Consider the following 15,921-nt stretch of genomic DNA (forward strand, 5'->3'; position numbering starts at 1 on the left):
CCTTTCATCCTATACTGCCTTTAGTTATTGTATCACGTATCACGCACAGTCTCATTTTCACGGGCATTCTGCAGTGTACGTACTTCTTCCTGCAATCGTTCGAGTTCTTGTTGCATACTCCGCAAAGAATCAACGACCGGATCGGGCAATTGTTGACTGAGGCGATCTACCCGTCGGCCATCCTGTTTGACTATTCTGCCCGGTATACCTACCACAGTACTATTGGAAGGGACCTCCTTAAGCACAACGGAATTTGCACCAATGTTGCATTGATCCCCCACGCTAAATGAACCCAGCACTTTGGCTCCCGATGAGATAACCACATTATTGCCAATGGTCGGATGTCTCTTTCCTTTTTCTTTCCCTGTTCCGCCGAGGGTAACCCCCTGATAGATAACAACATCATCGCCAATCTCACATGTTTCCCCAATAACGACGCCCATTCCATGGTCAATAAACAACCGATTTCCAATCGTAGCTCCAGGATGTATCTCAATTCCTGTCATGAATCGGCTTACCTGTGAAATGAACCTGGCGAACGAGAACCATCTTCGTTTGTATAAAAAATGTGCCATCCGGTGTGCCCATATCGCGTGCAGCCCTGAGTAGGTAAATACCACTTCAAACCATCCCCGCGCTGCCGGATCGTTCTCAAACACCGCCTGGATATCTGATCTGATCTTCTTGAACATGCTCGTTCCCCTCTTGTTCAGGTTCCCGTCCTCCGGCTTACCGGACGGCGCGTTCCTTGGTAGTGTACTGCACACTCGCCTAAACAAAAAACGCCCCTGCAGCATTTAGCTGCAGAGGCGTTTATCGCGGTCCCACTCTGCTCGGTTCATTCTCAAATAGAATGATCCCTCAAGCGGTTTGGTAACGGAAACCAATCGTCACAACCTATCCTAACGTTTTCCCATGTCATGATCGACAAAGGCGGGGCTGGATTCGGCTGTGCAGCTCACGGGTGCATTTCGACTGATGGGCAGTGGATGGCTCACAGCCACCGCAACCAAAGAAATCTTTCTTTGCTGCGGGACCATCCTCTCTGAATCTGTCCGGGTCAGTCTACTTCTCCCGATCTTTGCTGTTCTATTAGATAAATCATATCAATTATTCGTTGTGTTGTTATTATAGCGAAAAGGCCTCAGACTGACAACAGCCTACTGCGTAATCCATACATCATAGGGCTGTATACAGATTCCGCATAACAGGAATGTGCCCGAATAAGCTTATTTTACTTGCGCAAGCAAGCGTTCAATCACCGTATCACGTCCCAGAAGCACGATCGTTTGGTTCAGGTCCCGTCCATGCGTCTGTCCAGTCAAGGCTACACGAATTGGCATAAAGAGCTGTTTGCCCTTAAAGCCGGTTTCTTTCTGTACTTCCTTGATTAATGCAGCCATTTTGCTTGGCGTGAACTCTTCATTTGTCTGTACTTTATCCGCAAATGCCTTCAGCACGGTCGGCACTTGCTCTTCAGCGAGAACCACGGCACCTTCACTTTCCAGCTCAACCTCTGAACGGAAGAACACTTCCGACAATTCTACGATATCGGATGCGGCATTCATCTGTTCCTGATAGAGATGTACGAGGGTATGCGCCCACTCTTTTTGCTCAGCGGACAGATCCCCAGGAAGACGTCCTGCTTTTTGCAGATGCGGAATGGCCATCTCGGCAATACGTTCCGGGTCAGCATGTTTGATATAGTGGTTGTTCAAGTGAGCCAGCTTGTGTGTATCAAATACCGCCGGGCTCTTGGACAGACGTTTCGTATCAAAGATGGAGATCAGCTGCTCTTGCGAGAAGATCTCTTCTTCCCCTTCCGGCGACCAGCCGAGGAGGGAAATGAAGTTAAACATCGCTTCAGGCAAGTAGCCAAGCTGATCATACTGTTCAATAAACTGAATAACGGATTCATCCCGTTTACTCAGCTTCTTGTGATTTTCATTCACGATCAGCGTCATATGGCCGAATTGCGGCGGCTCCCAGCCGAGCGCTTCATAGATCATCAGTTGACGCGGCGTGTTCGAGATGTGGTCTTCCCCACGCAGCACGTGGGAGATCTTCATCAAGTGATCATCCACAGCAACGGCATAGTTGTAGGTGGGAATGCCGTCTTTTTTTACAATGACAAAGTCGCCGGATTCCTTGCTGTTGAACGAGATTGTACCTTTAACCATGTCATCAAACGTGTATACGCGCTCTTCGGGCACACGGAAACGAATACTCGCTACGCGACCTTCCGCTTCAAACGCACTAATTTGCTCTGGAGTCAGGTCACGGTGTTTGCCCGAATAACGCGGTGTTTCTCCACGTGCTGACTGTTCTTCGCGTTCTTGCTCCAATTCTTCTTCGGTGCAGAAGCAAGGGTAAGCCAGCCCTTTATCCAGCAATTCCTGCGTATATTTACGATAGAGGTCCAGACGTTCTGTTTGACGGTATGGTCCGTATTCTCCGCCCACGTCAATACTTTCGTCCCACTCGATCCCGAGCCATTTTAGGTATTTCAGCTGACTTTCTTCACCACCGGCAATGTTCCGTTTCACGTCCGTATCTTCAATACGAATGATAAATTTACCGTTGTTATGTTTGGCATATAGATAGTTAAACAACGCCGTACGGGCATTCCCGATATGCAGGTGTCCCGTTGGACTCGGCGCGTAACGCACACGAATTTCCGTGCTCATATAATCCCCTCCGTCACTAATTGATTGATGATATCACACACGTACAAGGCAAACCACGGACTGAGCGGCAATGCCCTCTCCCCGTCCCGGGAATCCCAGTTGCTCTGTTGTTGTTGCTTTCACGTTCACCTGTGTTACATCCGCTTCCAGTGCCTTGGCAATAACCTCAGCCATTTGCGGGATGTAAGGAGCCATCTTCGGCTTTTGGGCAATTATCGTTGAGTCGATATTTCCCAACTTATATCCGCGATCCTTCACAAGTTGCCATACATGCTCCAGCAATTTCAGGCTGTCGGCATCCTTGAATTCCGGATCGGTATCCGGGAAGTGCTTGCCAATATCCCCGAGTGCCAGCGCACCCAGAATGGCATCACTAATCGCGTGCAACAGCACGTCTGCGTCCGAGTGACCCAACAGTCCTTTTTCATAAGGAATCGTTACTCCGCCAATAATACACGGGCGTCCCTCTACCAGCTGATGTACATCAAATCCCTGTCCTACTCGTATCATCGCTTCTTCTCTCCCCCCAGCAAAAACGCAGCGTATTGCAAATCTTCCGGCGTTGTTAATTTGATATTGGTATAATTGCCTTCCACAACCTTGACCGACATTCCCTGACGTTCAGCCAGCATGGCGTCATCTGTCCCCAGAAATCCGTCCCGCTCGGCTGATTCATAGGCGGAGAGCAGGGAAGAAAGACGAAAAGCCTGCGGGGTTTGAATGCTCCACAGACTGCTGCGGTCTGGCGTCGCCGTAACGACTCCTTCCGCATTCACTTGTTTGATCGTATCCTTCACGGGAACCGCCAATACAGCTGCTCCACCACCGGACATGGCAGCCGCCATGCATCCCTTGATCTGCTCATGGTTCACAAAAGGACGTACCCCGTCGTGAACGAGAACCCAATCCGTCCCAAGAGCCTCAAGGCCTTTATGGACAGAATGTTGTCTCTCTTTCCCTCCGGGGATAACACGGACACGTGAATCCAGTTGGTATTCTTTTACCCAATCCTGGCAGCGTTCAACATCTGCGGCTCCTGTGACCAGCACCATCTCGCGGATCTCGTCCAGCGCAGCAAATACCTCAAGCGTATGTATGAAAACGGGCTTGTCCTGCAGCAACAAAAACTGTTTGCTCTCGGTTGTCCCCATCCGGGTTCCGCGACCTGCTGCCACAATGACAATGCCCCACCCTTTATCCATGCCGCAATCCCTGCCTTGTCTGTCAGTTTATCGTCCAAAGATATACAATATCGTTCAACGATACACTACCCATCATACCGCTTTATTGGGCTTTTTCCAACAGTTTCGGCTTGGCAAAAATCATTCGTCCCGCCGATGTCTGCAGTACACTGGTCACCAGCACTTCCATCATCATGCCGATATACTCGCGTCCGCCCTCCACAACGATCATTGTGCCATCATCCAGATAGGCTACACCTTGACCATGCTCCTTGCCATCCTTGATGATCTGTACCATGATCTCCTCACCTGGCAGAACAACTGGCTTAACTGCATTGGCGAGATCATTAATATTCAACACAGATACACCCTGGAGCTCGCACACTTTGTTCAGATTAAAGTCATTGGTGACCACTTTGCCCTGAAGTACTTTAGCCAGTTTAACAAGTTTGCTGTCCACTTCGGAGATTTCCTCAAAATCCCCTTCGTAGATCAGGACTTTTACATCGAGTTCCTTCTGGATTTTGTTCAAAATGTCCAATCCGCGTCTTCCTCTGTTCCGCTTAAGCAGATCCGATGAATCGGCAATATGCTGCAGCTCCTCCAGAACAAATTCCGGAATGACAATCGTGCCTTCAATAAATCCGGTTTTGCATATATCAGCGATACGCCCATCGATAATAACACTGGTATCCAGAATTTTATGTTCTTCCATCCGTCTATCCTCGTCCACCTCGGGATGACCCCATCGTCCAGACATCCAGAAAGCCCCCAGATCGTCTTTCTTCGCCATGGCAAGGGTGTAGCCGGAATACGCACTAATTAGCGTCAGTGCCACTTGCAGCACTTCTCCTGCCGTCCCCATCCATCCAACAACAGGATAGAGCAACAAGGCGACCAGCAACCCCGCAACGGTACCTGCGGCACCTGCAGCCAGTTCGTTCATAGGTACTTTTGCCAAAGAATTGATTCCACTATGCAGCCTGTCCGCCATCAATGTTCCACCAATATTACATACAGCCATAAATATTACAGCTCCCAGCAGCGTTGATACACCAGCTCCCAGTAATCCTGCTGACTGAATCCATTCAGCCATCCATGGGACCGATTTTCCTGCCAGATGATATGCCGTGTAGCCGAACCATGCACCGCACAATCCTGTAAAAGTTAAAATGCCTTTTTTCCACATTAGTCCCTGCACCTCCTTCAATGTATCTTGATCTTTATATCCAGTATGATCCAATTCCTGAATTGCTAATCCCATCCGCAAGAACTTTTTGGAAATGTTGCAATCGTCAGTTGAAAGTAGGTAAATTATTGGCATATAATGAATTCAATTCATATCCCGAGGTGAGTGGCAAAATGAGTACGCTAAGTTTACAGGCTTTCCAGGATCAAGTTTCTGAACTGTTGCTGCGTCATCGCAGTCTGATTGATGTACTGTCCAAAACGGGACAAGCCGGAGCGTCTGTTAACCGTGCCGTGTCCAAAGCCATTACCGAATGCGGCTGCATCGAGCTGCACGCCACCAAGCAGAAATATGTCCCGGAGAGCGATATCGCTCAAACCAAGGGCCTGCTAGAAACGCATGTGGAAGGTGAATTGTGTGAGAACTGCAGAGAGGTCATCAGCTCTGAACTAGGGCGGAACCTGTTCTACATGTCGGCTCTCTGCAATCTGCTGGACATTAACATGGAAGAGGTCGTAAATCACGAATCACAGAAGTGTTCAACGTTAGGGATGTTTAATCTGTCGTAAGAAAATATGCATGTCGCTTGCAAAGGGTTTCTTTTACCGTAAATAGAAATAGATATGAATGAATACACAAAAAGCACGCATTCTCCAGTTCAGGAGAGTACGTGCTTTCTTTGTATCGTGTCTGTACCCAAGGCTGCTTAACGATCGGAAGGACGGGAAGACTTCTCATCCTTGCGCTTTTTCGCCCGACTACGCGAGGCCGCTGTGCGCACATTATGTTTCATTCCATACAAGGCGTATAACACGAGCGGAATAAAGATCAGTTTGGATAACTGCTCCGGGAAAATAACGGCTACGGCTATGGCAAATAACACAACCCATGGAGCAATCCAGATTGCCTTGCGTGGCAACCCGACTTTTTTGAAATTGGGATATTTAAGCGAACTGACCATCAGATACGATAACAGCAACGTAGCAATCATCATGCTGACCGGGCCAATATCCTTATTGAACAAGGACAATGTAGCCAGCACTCCGCCGGCTGCCGGTATCGGCAGACCTGTGAAGTACCCGGGGATTCCCGGACGAACATTAAACCGAGCAAGACGAATGGCTCCACAGATTGGAAAAGCCGCTGTTGCAATCCACGCCAGAATCGGCATCGAATCTTGAAACGACACCATAAATATGATCAGGGCCGGTGCTGCACCAAAGGAAACCATGTCTGACAAGGAATCCAGTTCTTTGCCGAATTCGCTTTGCGCATTCAGTGCACGTGCCACTCGACCATCCAGACCATCCAGCAGCATCGCTACAATGACCATAATGGCAGCCAAACTGTAATTTCCATCAATCGCAAACAAAATTGCCATCATTCCAAGAAACAGATTACCCAAGGTAAAGAGATTCGGAATGAATCTGGTTAGCATTGTTGTTTCACCTCATCCATTTCAAGCCTTTATATAGGCAAACCCTTACATCTGTCTGTCGATAAACATCTGCTCCTGCAAACGTTTGAGGCCTTCCTTAATGGTCCGGGCACGAACTTCACCAATACCGTCCACTTCGTCCAGTTCTTCTATTGTAGCCATAATCACATGAGGTAATTGTTCAAATTGATCCACCAGGTTATGGATAATGACATTAGGCAGACGAGGGATCTTATTTAATACCCGGAATCCGCGAGGTGCAACCGAATCCTCTGAAGTAGCTGCTGATGATGGGTAGCCGAGCAGACGGACAATATGGTGTGCATCCAGCAATTCATCGTCCGACAATCTTTTCAGTCCAACGATAATTTCACGGATTTTGTCATCACTGTCGTCACGGGCATAGTCTTTATACAGCAACCAGGCCTCTTCTTCCGTTGTACCCACGAGCTCTTCCATTTGCATGGAAATAAGTCGTCCCTCATTCCCGAGTTCATGAATGTACCGTTTGATTTCCGTTTTGATCCGCATCACCATTTCGGTACGTTGAATCACATTAACCACTTCAGGAATCGTCACCAGTTCCTCAAATTCAGAGGCACTCAGATTCGTAAGTGACTGTGTTAATACAGCTTTATATTTCTCCAGGGTTTGAATCGCTTGATTCGCTTTGGTCAAAATAACCCCGATTTCCTTGAGGGAATACCGAAGTGTTCCCTGATACAAGGTAATGATATTCCGGCGCTGTGAAATGGATACGACCAATTTACCCGTCTGCTTCGCTACACGCTCTGCCGTCCGGTGACGAATCCCCGTCTCTGATGAAGAGATCGAGGAATCCGGGATTAACTGGGTGTTGGCGTAAAGAATACGCTTCAAATCCTCGCTAAGAATAATGGCTCCATCCATCTTGGCGAGTTCGTACAGATAGTTTGGGGAGAAATCACAGTTAATCGAGAATCCCCCATCCACCACTTCCATTACTTCAGGGCTGTATCCTACAACAAGCAGTGCGCCCGTCTTGGCGCGCAGCACATTTTCCAGACCTTCGCGGAAAGGTGTACCTGGTGCGATCAGCCTTAATAATTCATTCATATTATCCAGTTGGCTCGAATCTTTCATCTTGTTATGCCCCCTAATCTAAAGCAACCGCTAGTGCATCTGCCACGGTATTCACACCGATCAGTTGTATCCCGCGAGGATGTTTCCAGCCCTTTAAGCTTTTTTCCGGTAAAATGACTCGCTTGAAGCCCAGTTTCGCGGCTTCCTTCACTCGTTGTTCGGCCCGAGATACGGCTCGAACCTCACCTGTCAGACCGATCTCGCCAAAGATGACGTCATCCGGCTTGGTCGGTACATCTCTCAAACTGGATGCAATGCTGACAGCAACCGCCAAATCAACAGCGGGTTCATCCAGCCGCACTCCACCCGCCACGTTCAGATACGCATCCTGGGTCTGTAAAAACATGCCCATCCGTTTCTCCAGCACGGCAATGATCAGGTTTAATCGATGCAGATCCACCCCTGTTGCCATACGGCGGGGAGAAGGGAAATGGGTGGTCGAGATCAAAGCCTGCAATTCCACAAGCAGAGGTCGTGTGCCCTCCATGCTGGCAACTACCGTAGAACCTGCTACACCCAGTGGCCGTTCCGACAGAAAGAGTTCGGACGGGTTGCCCACCTCACGAAGTCCATCCTCGCCCATTTCAAAAATGCCAATCTCATTGGTGGAACCAAAACGGTTCTTCACCGCACGCAGTAAGCGATACGTATGATGCCGTTCTCCTTCAAAATAAAGCACGCAATCCACCATATGTTCCAACATACGTGGACCGGCAATGGCACCTTCTTTGGTAACATGCCCCACAAGAACCGTTGCAATGCCTCTCCCTTTGGCAATCCGCATGAACCTTGATGTACATTCCCTTACCTGCGCTACACTACCAGGCGCACTGGTAACTTCGGGAAGATATACGGTCTGAATGGAGTCGATGACAAGAAAATGCGGCTGGATCTGATCCACCGCTTCCTCTACACGTTCCATATTGGTTTCACACAGCACATACAACTCGGCAGAGAGCGCCCCGAGACGATCTGCCCGCAATTTGGTTTGCTTGACGGATTCCTCTCCCGATACATATAACACCCGCAAACCCGAATGCGTCAACGCATGAGAAGTCTGCAACATCAACGTTGATTTACCGATACCAGGATCTCCGCCCACCAGAACGAGGGAACCTGGAACGATTCCGCCACCCAATACCCGGTTCAACTCTCCGATTCCAGTCTGTACACGCGGTTCCTGACCGCTATCTATATCTATGATAGGAAGCGGTTTATCTTTACTGTCATACAGGGGAGAATTTCTCCCTTGTGTTTTGACAACCGTCTCTGTCTCTTCCACCATCGAATTCCATGACTGACAACCCGGACACTTACCGTACCACTTGGGGGCTTCATAGCCGCATTCCGTACATTGAAACTTGGTTTTAACTTTGGCCACTTCAGCACTCCTATAATTTAATTTTATAACAGCATTTTGCATTATTCGACGAATTTTGCCTAAAATCCCTGACGTGCAGGGTTACTAAAAGTTTACCATTGTTTGAGATTTTTCGTAAAGGATTATCGCAAACTTTACACATGTTCAAGCCATAATCATGTCCGTCTTCTGTCCAAAATGCAAATAATCCTCCCCGGCCGAAGCCGAGAAGGATTAAGAATCAATATAAGCTGGAGGTTAGCTCCAAAGCTTGATATATATTATTTGGTTTCGATTTCCTCGTTAGAAGGAACTACCACGTCTTTTTTCGTTACAGACAGTGCGCCGTTCTCTTCGTCAATGAGTAATGAATCCCCTTTGGTTACGTTGCCTGTAAGCAACTCTTCAGACAATTTGTCCTCGATATGCTTCTGGATTGCCCGACGAAGCGGACGCGCACCGTAAGCTGGATCGAAGCCGGCTTTGGCAAGGAATTCCTTGGCATTGTCGGTAAGTTCGAAGTCAACTTCATATTCACGCAGCCGTTTGCGAAGCTCCTCACTCATGAGCGTAACAATCTCTGCAATGTGTTTCTGTTCCAGAGAGTGGAATACGATAATTTCATCAATCCGGTTAAGGAACTCTGGACGGAAGGATTTCTTCAGCTCATCCATGACTTTACCCTTCATGTTGTCATAATCCGCACCTGCATCCACAACTGCTGTGAAGCCAAGTGTGGAGTTACGTTTGATCGCTTCGGCACCCACGTTGGATGTCAGGATAATCAGCGTATTCCGGAAGTCAACAACGCGACCTTTGGAATCCGTCAGACGACCATCCTCAAGCACTTGCAGCAAGATATTAAATACTTCTGGATGTGCTTTCTCGATTTCATCGAGCAGGACAACGGAATATGGTTTGCGACGAACTTTCTCTGTCAGCTGGCCACCTTCTTCGTATCCAACATATCCTGGAGGCGCTCCGACGAGTCGGGAAGTCGAATGCTTCTCACCATACTCGGACATATCGATCCGGATGACTGCATTTTCATCGCCAAACATCGCTTCAGCCAGAGCACGAGCAAGTTCTGTTTTACCTACCCCTGTAGGACCGAGGAAAATAAATGAACCCATCGGACGTTTTGGATCTTTCAACCCAGCACGTGCACGACGAACCGCACGACTGACAGACTTCACAGCCTCATCCTGGCCGATAACACGTTCATGCAGAATGGATTCCAGATTCATCAGACGCTGTGTCTCTTCTTCTTTCAGCTTGTTCACCGGAATTCCTGTCCAGTTGGCTACCACTTGTGCGATATCCTCAGGTGTTACTTCGGAATCCGTGCGGCCTTGTTTTTCTTTCCATTGGTTCTTCGTTACATCCAGCTCTTCACGGATTTTTTGTTCCGTATCGCGCAGAGCAGCTGCTTTTTCGAACTCTTGGCTTTGAACCGCTGCGTCTTTTTCCTTGCGGATATCTTCCAGACGGCTCTCCAGCTGTTTCAGGTTTGGTGGGATCGTGTAAGAGTTCAATCTTACTTTGGAACCCGCCTCGTCAATCAGGTCAATCGCTTTGTCAGGCAGGAAACGGTCTGTGATGTAACGATCAGACAGTTTAACCGCCTGTACAATCGCTTCGTCCGTAATTTTCACGCGGTGATGCGCCTCGTAACGGTCACGCAAGCCGTGCAAAATTTGAATTGCTTCTTCCGGAGAAGGCTGATCTACAGTAATCGGTTGGAAACGACGCTCAAGCGCTGCATCCTTCTCGATGTATTTGCGATATTCATCCAGTGTTGTCGCACCGATACATTGCAATTCTCCACGGGCCAGAGCCGGTTTCAAAATGTTAGAAGCATCGATGGCACCTTCAGCTCCGCCTGCGCCAATCAATGTATGCAATTCGTCAATAAACAGGACAATGTTACCTGCTTGGCGAATCTCATCCATAATTTTTTTCAGACGATCTTCGAACTCACCACGATATTTGGTTCCAGCAACGACTGAACCCATATCCAGAGTCATTACACGTTTGTCGCGCAATGTTTCCGGAATTTCATTGGCAATGATTTTTTGTGCAAGGCCTTCAGCGATCGCTGTTTTACCTACACCTGGCTCACCGATTAATACCGGGTTGTTCTTGGTACGACGGCTGAGCACCTGGATGACACGTTCAATTTCTTTGCTACGTCCAATGACTGGGTCAAGGTTATTCTCTCTTGCGTAAGCCGTGAGGTCACGTGCCAGACTGTCCAGGGTTGGTGTGCTGACATTGGCAGGTGTCCCATTATGGCTGGATACAGCTTCACTGCTGCCAAGCAACTGTAATACTTGTTGACGTGCTTTGTTCAGGCTGATACCCAGGTTATTGAGCACACGTGCTGCAACACCCTCGCCTTCACGAATCAATCCGAGCAGGATATGTTCTGTGCCTACATAGGTATGACCCAATTTGCGAGCTTCATCCATAGACAATTCAATTACTTTTTTCGCACGTGGCGTATATGCAATGTTGGTAGGTTGCTCTTGGCCACGGCCAATCAGCGTTTCTACTTCATCCTGAATTTTTTCCAATCCGAGTCCCAGGCCGATCAGTGCTTTGGCTGCGATGCCTTCGCCTTCACGAATGAGGCCGAGCAAAATATGCTCAGTACCGATGTTATTATGACCGAGACGGACAGCTTCTTCCTGCGCGAGTGCGAGCACCTTTTGGGCCCGTTCCGTAAATCTTCCAAACATCATATCTCCTGCACCTCCATGGTTTTGGATAAAACGAGGGTCATGTTATAAACTAACCGTCGTATTCTTCATATCATTTTTGTTTGCAGCCGTGCTGCGAATAAAATCATTCGGCATTCGTACATGCCTAGTTATATAAACGCCGCAATGCGGCATGAAACCATAATTCAATACAATATCAGGCTGAGCTAGGACTGCTTCGCTGCATTGATCGTATCACGAATCAACTGGGCTCGATAGATGTCACGCTCATCAGTGCGCATATCTTCCCCGAATGTTTTCTGCAAAAATCCCGGCTGTGTCATCACATTCAACTCATTCATTACCGTGATAGACAATCCATCCAACAAGCCGAGATCCACGCCAAGGCGTACATCCGATAATCGCTGTGCAGCTTCCTTTGAATCCACAATAGCTGCATGAGACAATATGCCGTAAGAACGCATTACACGATCCGTGATTCGAAGTCTGGAATCCGTAATTAACCGTTCTCTGGCTGTACGCTCATGACCAATCATCTGTAACACAACACCATGCAGGTTCTCGATGACTTCCTGTTCGGTCTGTCCCAATGTAATCTGGTTCGAGATCTGGAACAGGTTCCCCATCGCCTCGCTGCCTTCACCGTATATCCCTCTTACAGTCAGTCCCACTTGGGAAACTGCGGTTAAAATACGGCCAATCTGCTGTGTCATCACCAGGGCAGGCAAGTGCATCATGACAGATGCTCTGACACCTGTACCTACATTGGTAGGACAGCTGGTTAAGTAACCTCTGCGATCATCAAAAGCATAATCCACGTGCGCTTCAAAAGCATCATCTATTGCAGAAGCTTTCTCCCAGGCTTCTTTCACCTGGAACCCCGGATAGAGGCACTGGATACGAAGATGATCCTCTTCATTAATCATAATACTAACAGACTCATCCTCACTGAGAATAACCGCACCATTCCTGGATTCATTCGCAAGACTTGGACTGATAAGATGTTTCTCCACCAGCACCCGTTTGTCGAGTTCGTCAATATCGATTAGATCCAACGTGTGGAAATCCCCAAAGGCATGAACGTCATCGTATTGAAGTACTTCGCTCAGCTTATTCAGCACCTCTTCCGATTGCTCATTGGAAGCCAGCATCGGAAACGGAACATGCTGAAGGTTGCGCGCAATCCGTACACGGCTACTAATGACAATTTCGGAATCAGCCGCATCACTTCGCATCCAGTCGCTGAGCGCCTTCTCTGTAAAGCGCAGATTAGGCATTACGCATTCCTCCTACTCATGACAAACTTTACTCCTGAGCTATTCCTTTTTCAAGTTCTCTAATCTGGTCACGAATCTGAGCCGCCTCTTCAAATTCCTCTTGGGTGATGCTTTCCTGGAGCTCACGCTTCAGATCAGCGATTTGCCGTTTCACCTTGATGCGACCACCAGCTCGTGCAGGCACTTTGCCTACATGGGACGTACTCCCATGAACCCGCTTGAACAACGGGTCCAGACGGCTGTCAAAATATTTATAACATGAACTGCAGCCGAATCGGCCTATTTTGCTGAATTGTGAATACGTCATACCGCACTCTTCACACTGAAGTGCTTTTGCAGGTGGTGTTCCTGCCGACCCACTTTTGCCAGCTGGATCAAAATCAAGCAACCCTGACAACAAGTTGTGAATGGAAAACCCGCCTGCTGTTCCAGGGATCATTTCCCCTTTTTCACGGGCACAAGACTCACAAATATGGAATTCCGTCTTCTCCCCATTTACGATCTTCGTAAAATGAAGTGTCGCCGGACGTTTATTGCATTCTTGGCACAGCATATTGATGTACCTCCTTTGACCCCGATAGTTTTCATTTACCGAGCAAAGATATTAACATCGCCTTCAACATTCTGGCACGAATTTGATCCCGGTAAGGAAGTTTGACCATTATAACCTCTCTAGATACAGCAGCTCGCATCAACCCGGCTTCACGTTTGCTCAAGAAACGCGCTTCTTCCAATTGATAGATCAGACCTTCAGCAGCTGTCTGCCCGATCTCATCACCAATACTATGGTGCAAATGATTATGCAGAGCTGATTGGGCCGGTAATTCAATGCGCTGTATGCGAACATAACCACCACCGCCACGTTTACTCTCAACTAGGTATCCCTTCTCAAGGGTAAAACGTGTGCTGATGACATAATTGATCTGGGAAGGTACACATGAGAATTGATCTGCCAGATCATTACGCTGAATTTCAACCATTCCTTCGGGACTTTCATGCAAAATACTCTTCAGATATCGTTCGATAATATCAGAGATATTACGCATCCAATCATCCTCCACTGTCTGAAACGTTAAGTCAATAAGGACCCACACGCCCCCACAGAGTACACCTTCTCTACCCATTTAACCAATCAAGCAAACAGCGAATCTTTGCTTCCACAGGTGTCGTCAGGAGAGTGAAGGAAGCACGAAGGTCCTTTAATATTCCCTTAATCCACTAATGAAATGACCCCGCATATTGGCGATCATGCATCAGATTGTTGAAAGAAAGCTACTTAAGTATTAAACCTTTAGTTGACTTTGACTTTCTTTGACTTTATATACATTATAGCATATTTTGTGGGTTTGCCAAGTGGGGTCACTATTCATTTTTTACGATTTTACACGAAATATTCCCCAGACACAAAAAAACCTCTCCAAAATTGCTGGAGAAGTCCATTTGTCTTTCGATCACGCCGTATTTCTATTCAAGATAATTAACTTAAATGGAGTAGTGGGGAAGAATAATCAGAAGAAATCGAGTAAATAGGTTTCCCTTTTGGGAATTGCTTGTTCCAAAGCCTGGATTACTGTATTCGGTCCGTGAACTCTTCCGATTTGTGCCATTTCCGTTGGTCTGCGATATCCCATCAGCATCGCAGTGAGAGCTTGAATATCTACCTTAATGGTCTGATCATCTGTAATTGGCTCCGAAGTTTTCCATATGGACGCCGTTCCGTTCATCGCCACATTTAATTGCCATACTCCTTCATTCCACGGAGCGTGGGTATCCTCTACCTCTAGAACGATCTGCACCGGTGAGTCTTGGCTTGCAAATGGATACTGGGATATAAACTGCTCCACACTAACGATGCGTGCCATAAAGTAAGGTACAATCTCCTGCTGAATGCGTGGGTTATCCAATTGGAAGGCAAGCGTATCACTGGCAGGCGCCTGCAACGTAACTTCCTGTATCATGGAATCATGGTTAGCAATAAACGTCCACAGACCTTGCCTAGCCTCTTCGTTCAGATGGATGATCTCTTTAATGGTAAACTTATTTTCCTTAACTTCATATAAAAGATAACCTTGTGCTGCACCAGCTTCGTCGTAATATACAGCCTTTTGGCTGGATCCATTCACAAGAACGGAGTTCTCCCATCTCGCATCATCCCGGACCAAGGTTCCGTTATAGCGCTCAGCGTAAGCACTGTATACTTCCTTTAGTATGCTCAGGTCCGGATCGCCGCGCCGGATCGTGCCAGGTGTCGCTTTTTTCGAAGGCAAATGAGCTGTAGGCACTTTATATCGTTTAAATTCAACATACGTCTCCCATCCGTACTTCCGATAGAAACCAAAAGAGAACGGATGTAAGAACGATATGCTTTGTTTGTTACGATTCATTTCTTCCAACGCATGCTTCAGCAGACCCGCTACCCAGCCTTTACGTCTATACTCTGGCCAGGTGGCTACACCCGCAATACCGCCCATCTCGAACGATCTACCATGAATATAGGTTTGAAAAGGAATAATGTGAAGTTTAGCTCCTAGCTGCCCGTCCTCATATACACCCCATATATCCTGTGACGAAAATTGACTCCGTCGATTTTCCTTTTGTTCATCGCTCATTACTACTTGAAAAGCATATTCAGAGAGTGCCATCGCCGGTTCAAAATCATCTACCGTCAATTTTTGAATTTCCATGTTGTCCCTACACCCCATTCGCTAGAGTTATTATCAATCCAGGTCATGGCCTGATATCTGATATATGTACCCCTTAGAGTGTGTCAGAGGATTCCCACAAAGTCAAATAAGAGATGCTTTCGCATCCTCTAAAATAAACAAATAAAAACCACCACCGAATAACATCGGCAGTGGTTCTTCGCATGGCGGCGTCCTACTCTCCCAGGACCCTGCGGTCCAAGTACCATCGGCGCTAGAGGGCTTAACGGTCGTGTTCGGGA

General features: G+C 47.6%; 14 protein-coding genes and 1 rRNA gene. 1 reads left to right on the forward strand and 14 read right to left on the reverse strand.

Features of this window, described 5'->3' with window-relative positions; all coding sequences use genetic code 11:
* Positions 1-32: 32 nt before the first annotated feature.
* From cysE to ACTHPG_RS27660, 5 genes are all read right to left on the reverse strand, one after another.
* The gene (cysE, locus tag ACTHPG_RS27640) at positions 33-692 is read right to left on the reverse strand and encodes a serine O-acetyltransferase (RefSeq protein WP_433747620.1); all 660 of its coding nucleotides are present in this window, start codon (positions 690-692) and stop codon (positions 33-35) included.
* A 537-nt stretch (positions 693-1,229) separates the two neighbouring features.
* Complete coding sequence (gene gltX, locus ACTHPG_RS27645) at positions 1,230-2,687, reverse strand: glutamate--tRNA ligase (protein WP_440392495.1); 1,458 nt, start codon at positions 2,685-2,687, stop codon at positions 1,230-1,232.
* Positions 2,688-2,720: 33 nt separating this feature from the next.
* Positions 2,721-3,197, reverse strand: coding sequence for a 2-C-methyl-D-erythritol 2,4-cyclodiphosphate synthase (ispF, locus tag ACTHPG_RS27650; protein ID WP_017692052.1), 477 nt, complete (start codon positions 3,195-3,197; stop codon positions 2,721-2,723).
* Positions 3,194-3,889 carry a 2-C-methyl-D-erythritol 4-phosphate cytidylyltransferase gene (ispD, locus tag ACTHPG_RS27655; protein WP_440392496.1) on the reverse strand — a complete coding sequence of 232 codons (696 nt, stop codon included), beginning with the start codon at positions 3,887-3,889 and terminating at the stop codon, positions 3,194-3,196. Before ispD ends, ispF begins: the two co-directional genes overlap by 4 nt.
* Positions 3,890-3,971: 82 nt before the next feature.
* The gene (locus ACTHPG_RS27660; RefSeq protein WP_440392497.1) at positions 3,972-5,057 is read right to left on the reverse strand and encodes a PIN/TRAM domain-containing protein; all 1,086 of its coding nucleotides are present in this window, start codon (positions 5,055-5,057) and stop codon (positions 3,972-3,974) included.
* Positions 5,058-5,230: 173 nt separating this feature from the next.
* Here ACTHPG_RS27660 and ACTHPG_RS27665 point away from each other — a divergent pair, with 173 nt between their 5' ends.
* The gene (locus ACTHPG_RS27665) at positions 5,231-5,626 is read left to right on the forward strand and encodes a DUF1573 domain-containing protein (protein WP_440392498.1); all 396 of its coding nucleotides are present in this window, start codon (positions 5,231-5,233) and stop codon (positions 5,624-5,626) included.
* A 137-nt stretch (positions 5,627-5,763) separates the two neighbouring features.
* On the opposite strand, the gene pssA is transcribed toward ACTHPG_RS27665, so the two are convergent.
* The 9 genes from pssA to rrf all read right to left on the reverse strand — a co-directional run.
* Positions 5,764-6,495 carry a CDP-diacylglycerol--serine O-phosphatidyltransferase gene (pssA, locus tag ACTHPG_RS27670; RefSeq protein WP_440392499.1) on the reverse strand — a complete coding sequence of 244 codons (732 nt, stop codon included), beginning with the start codon at positions 6,493-6,495 and terminating at the stop codon, positions 5,764-5,766.
* A 45-nt stretch (positions 6,496-6,540) separates the two neighbouring features.
* On the reverse strand, positions 6,541-7,617 hold the full coding sequence (gene disA / locus ACTHPG_RS27675) for a DNA integrity scanning diadenylate cyclase DisA (RefSeq protein ID WP_062836168.1): 1,077 nt from the start codon (positions 7,615-7,617) through the stop codon (positions 6,541-6,543).
* A 13-nt stretch (positions 7,618-7,630) separates the two neighbouring features.
* Positions 7,631-8,998, reverse strand: coding sequence for a DNA repair protein RadA (gene radA, locus ACTHPG_RS27680; RefSeq protein WP_440392500.1), 1,368 nt, complete (start codon positions 8,996-8,998; stop codon positions 7,631-7,633).
* A 260-nt stretch (positions 8,999-9,258) separates the two neighbouring features.
* The gene (locus ACTHPG_RS27685; protein WP_440392501.1) at positions 9,259-11,721 is read right to left on the reverse strand and encodes an ATP-dependent Clp protease ATP-binding subunit; all 2,463 of its coding nucleotides are present in this window, start codon (positions 11,719-11,721) and stop codon (positions 9,259-9,261) included.
* 185 nt (positions 11,722-11,906) lie between these two features.
* Positions 11,907-12,977, reverse strand: coding sequence for a protein arginine kinase (locus ACTHPG_RS27690; protein WP_036607140.1), 1,071 nt, complete (start codon positions 12,975-12,977; stop codon positions 11,907-11,909).
* Between the two features lie 28 nt (positions 12,978-13,005).
* Positions 13,006-13,530 carry a UvrB/UvrC motif-containing protein gene (locus ACTHPG_RS27695; protein WP_278298105.1) on the reverse strand — a complete coding sequence of 175 codons (525 nt, stop codon included), beginning with the start codon at positions 13,528-13,530 and terminating at the stop codon, positions 13,006-13,008.
* 31 nt (positions 13,531-13,561) lie between these two features.
* A complete protein-coding gene (locus tag ACTHPG_RS27700) occupies positions 13,562-14,023 on the reverse strand; it encodes a CtsR family transcriptional regulator (RefSeq protein WP_215077832.1) in 462 nt (153 codons plus the stop codon).
* 462 nt (positions 14,024-14,485) lie between these two features.
* Complete coding sequence (locus tag ACTHPG_RS27705) at positions 14,486-15,661, reverse strand: GNAT family N-acetyltransferase (protein WP_440392502.1); 1,176 nt, start codon at positions 15,659-15,661, stop codon at positions 14,486-14,488.
* A gap of 180 nt (positions 15,662-15,841) precedes the next feature.
* Positions 15,842-15,921, reverse strand: a 5S ribosomal RNA gene (rrf, locus tag ACTHPG_RS27710); the annotation flags it as partial.

Origin of the sequence: Paenibacillus sp. SAF-068 (assembly GCF_051967555.1) — a bacterium.
GTDB lineage: Bacteria > Bacillota > Bacilli > Paenibacillales > Paenibacillaceae > Paenibacillus.

Bases quoted from the DNA above. Each gene is read 5' to 3' on its own strand.
- pssA (WP_440392499.1), bottom strand. From the start codon at position 6,495: ATGCTAACCAGATTCATTCCGAATCTCTTTACCTTGGGTAATCTGTTT.
- ACTHPG_RS27705 (WP_440392502.1), bottom strand. From the start codon at position 15,661: ATGGAAATTCAAAAATTGACGGTAGATGATTTTGAACCGGCGATGGCA.
- ispF (WP_017692052.1), bottom strand. From the start codon at position 3,197: ATGATACGAGTAGGACAGGGATTTGATGTACATCAGCTGGTAGAGGGA.
- ACTHPG_RS27685 (WP_440392501.1), bottom strand. From the start codon at position 11,721: ATGATGTTTGGAAGATTTACGGAACGGGCCCAAAAGGTGCTCGCACTC.
- cysE (WP_433747620.1), bottom strand. From the start codon at position 692: ATGTTCAAGAAGATCAGATCAGATATCCAGGCGGTGTTTGAGAACGAT.
- ACTHPG_RS27695 (WP_278298105.1), bottom strand. From the start codon at position 13,530: ATGCTGTGCCAAGAATGCAATAAACGTCCGGCGACACTTCATTTTACG.
- ACTHPG_RS27660 (WP_440392497.1), bottom strand. From the start codon at position 5,057: ATGTGGAAAAAAGGCATTTTAACTTTTACAGGATTGTGCGGTGCATGG.
- ACTHPG_RS27690 (WP_036607140.1), bottom strand. From the start codon at position 12,977: ATGCCTAATCTGCGCTTTACAGAGAAGGCGCTCAGCGACTGGATGCGA.
- gltX (WP_440392495.1), bottom strand. From the start codon at position 2,687: ATGAGCACGGAAATTCGTGTGCGTTACGCGCCGAGTCCAACGGGACAC.
- disA (WP_062836168.1), bottom strand. From the start codon at position 7,617: ATGAAAGATTCGAGCCAACTGGATAATATGAATGAATTATTAAGGCTG.
- ACTHPG_RS27700 (WP_215077832.1), bottom strand. From the start codon at position 14,023: ATGCGTAATATCTCTGATATTATCGAACGATATCTGAAGAGTATTTTG.
- ACTHPG_RS27665 (WP_440392498.1), top strand. From the start codon at position 5,231: ATGAGTACGCTAAGTTTACAGGCTTTCCAGGATCAAGTTTCTGAACTG.
- ispD (WP_440392496.1), bottom strand. From the start codon at position 3,889: ATGGATAAAGGGTGGGGCATTGTCATTGTGGCAGCAGGTCGCGGAACC.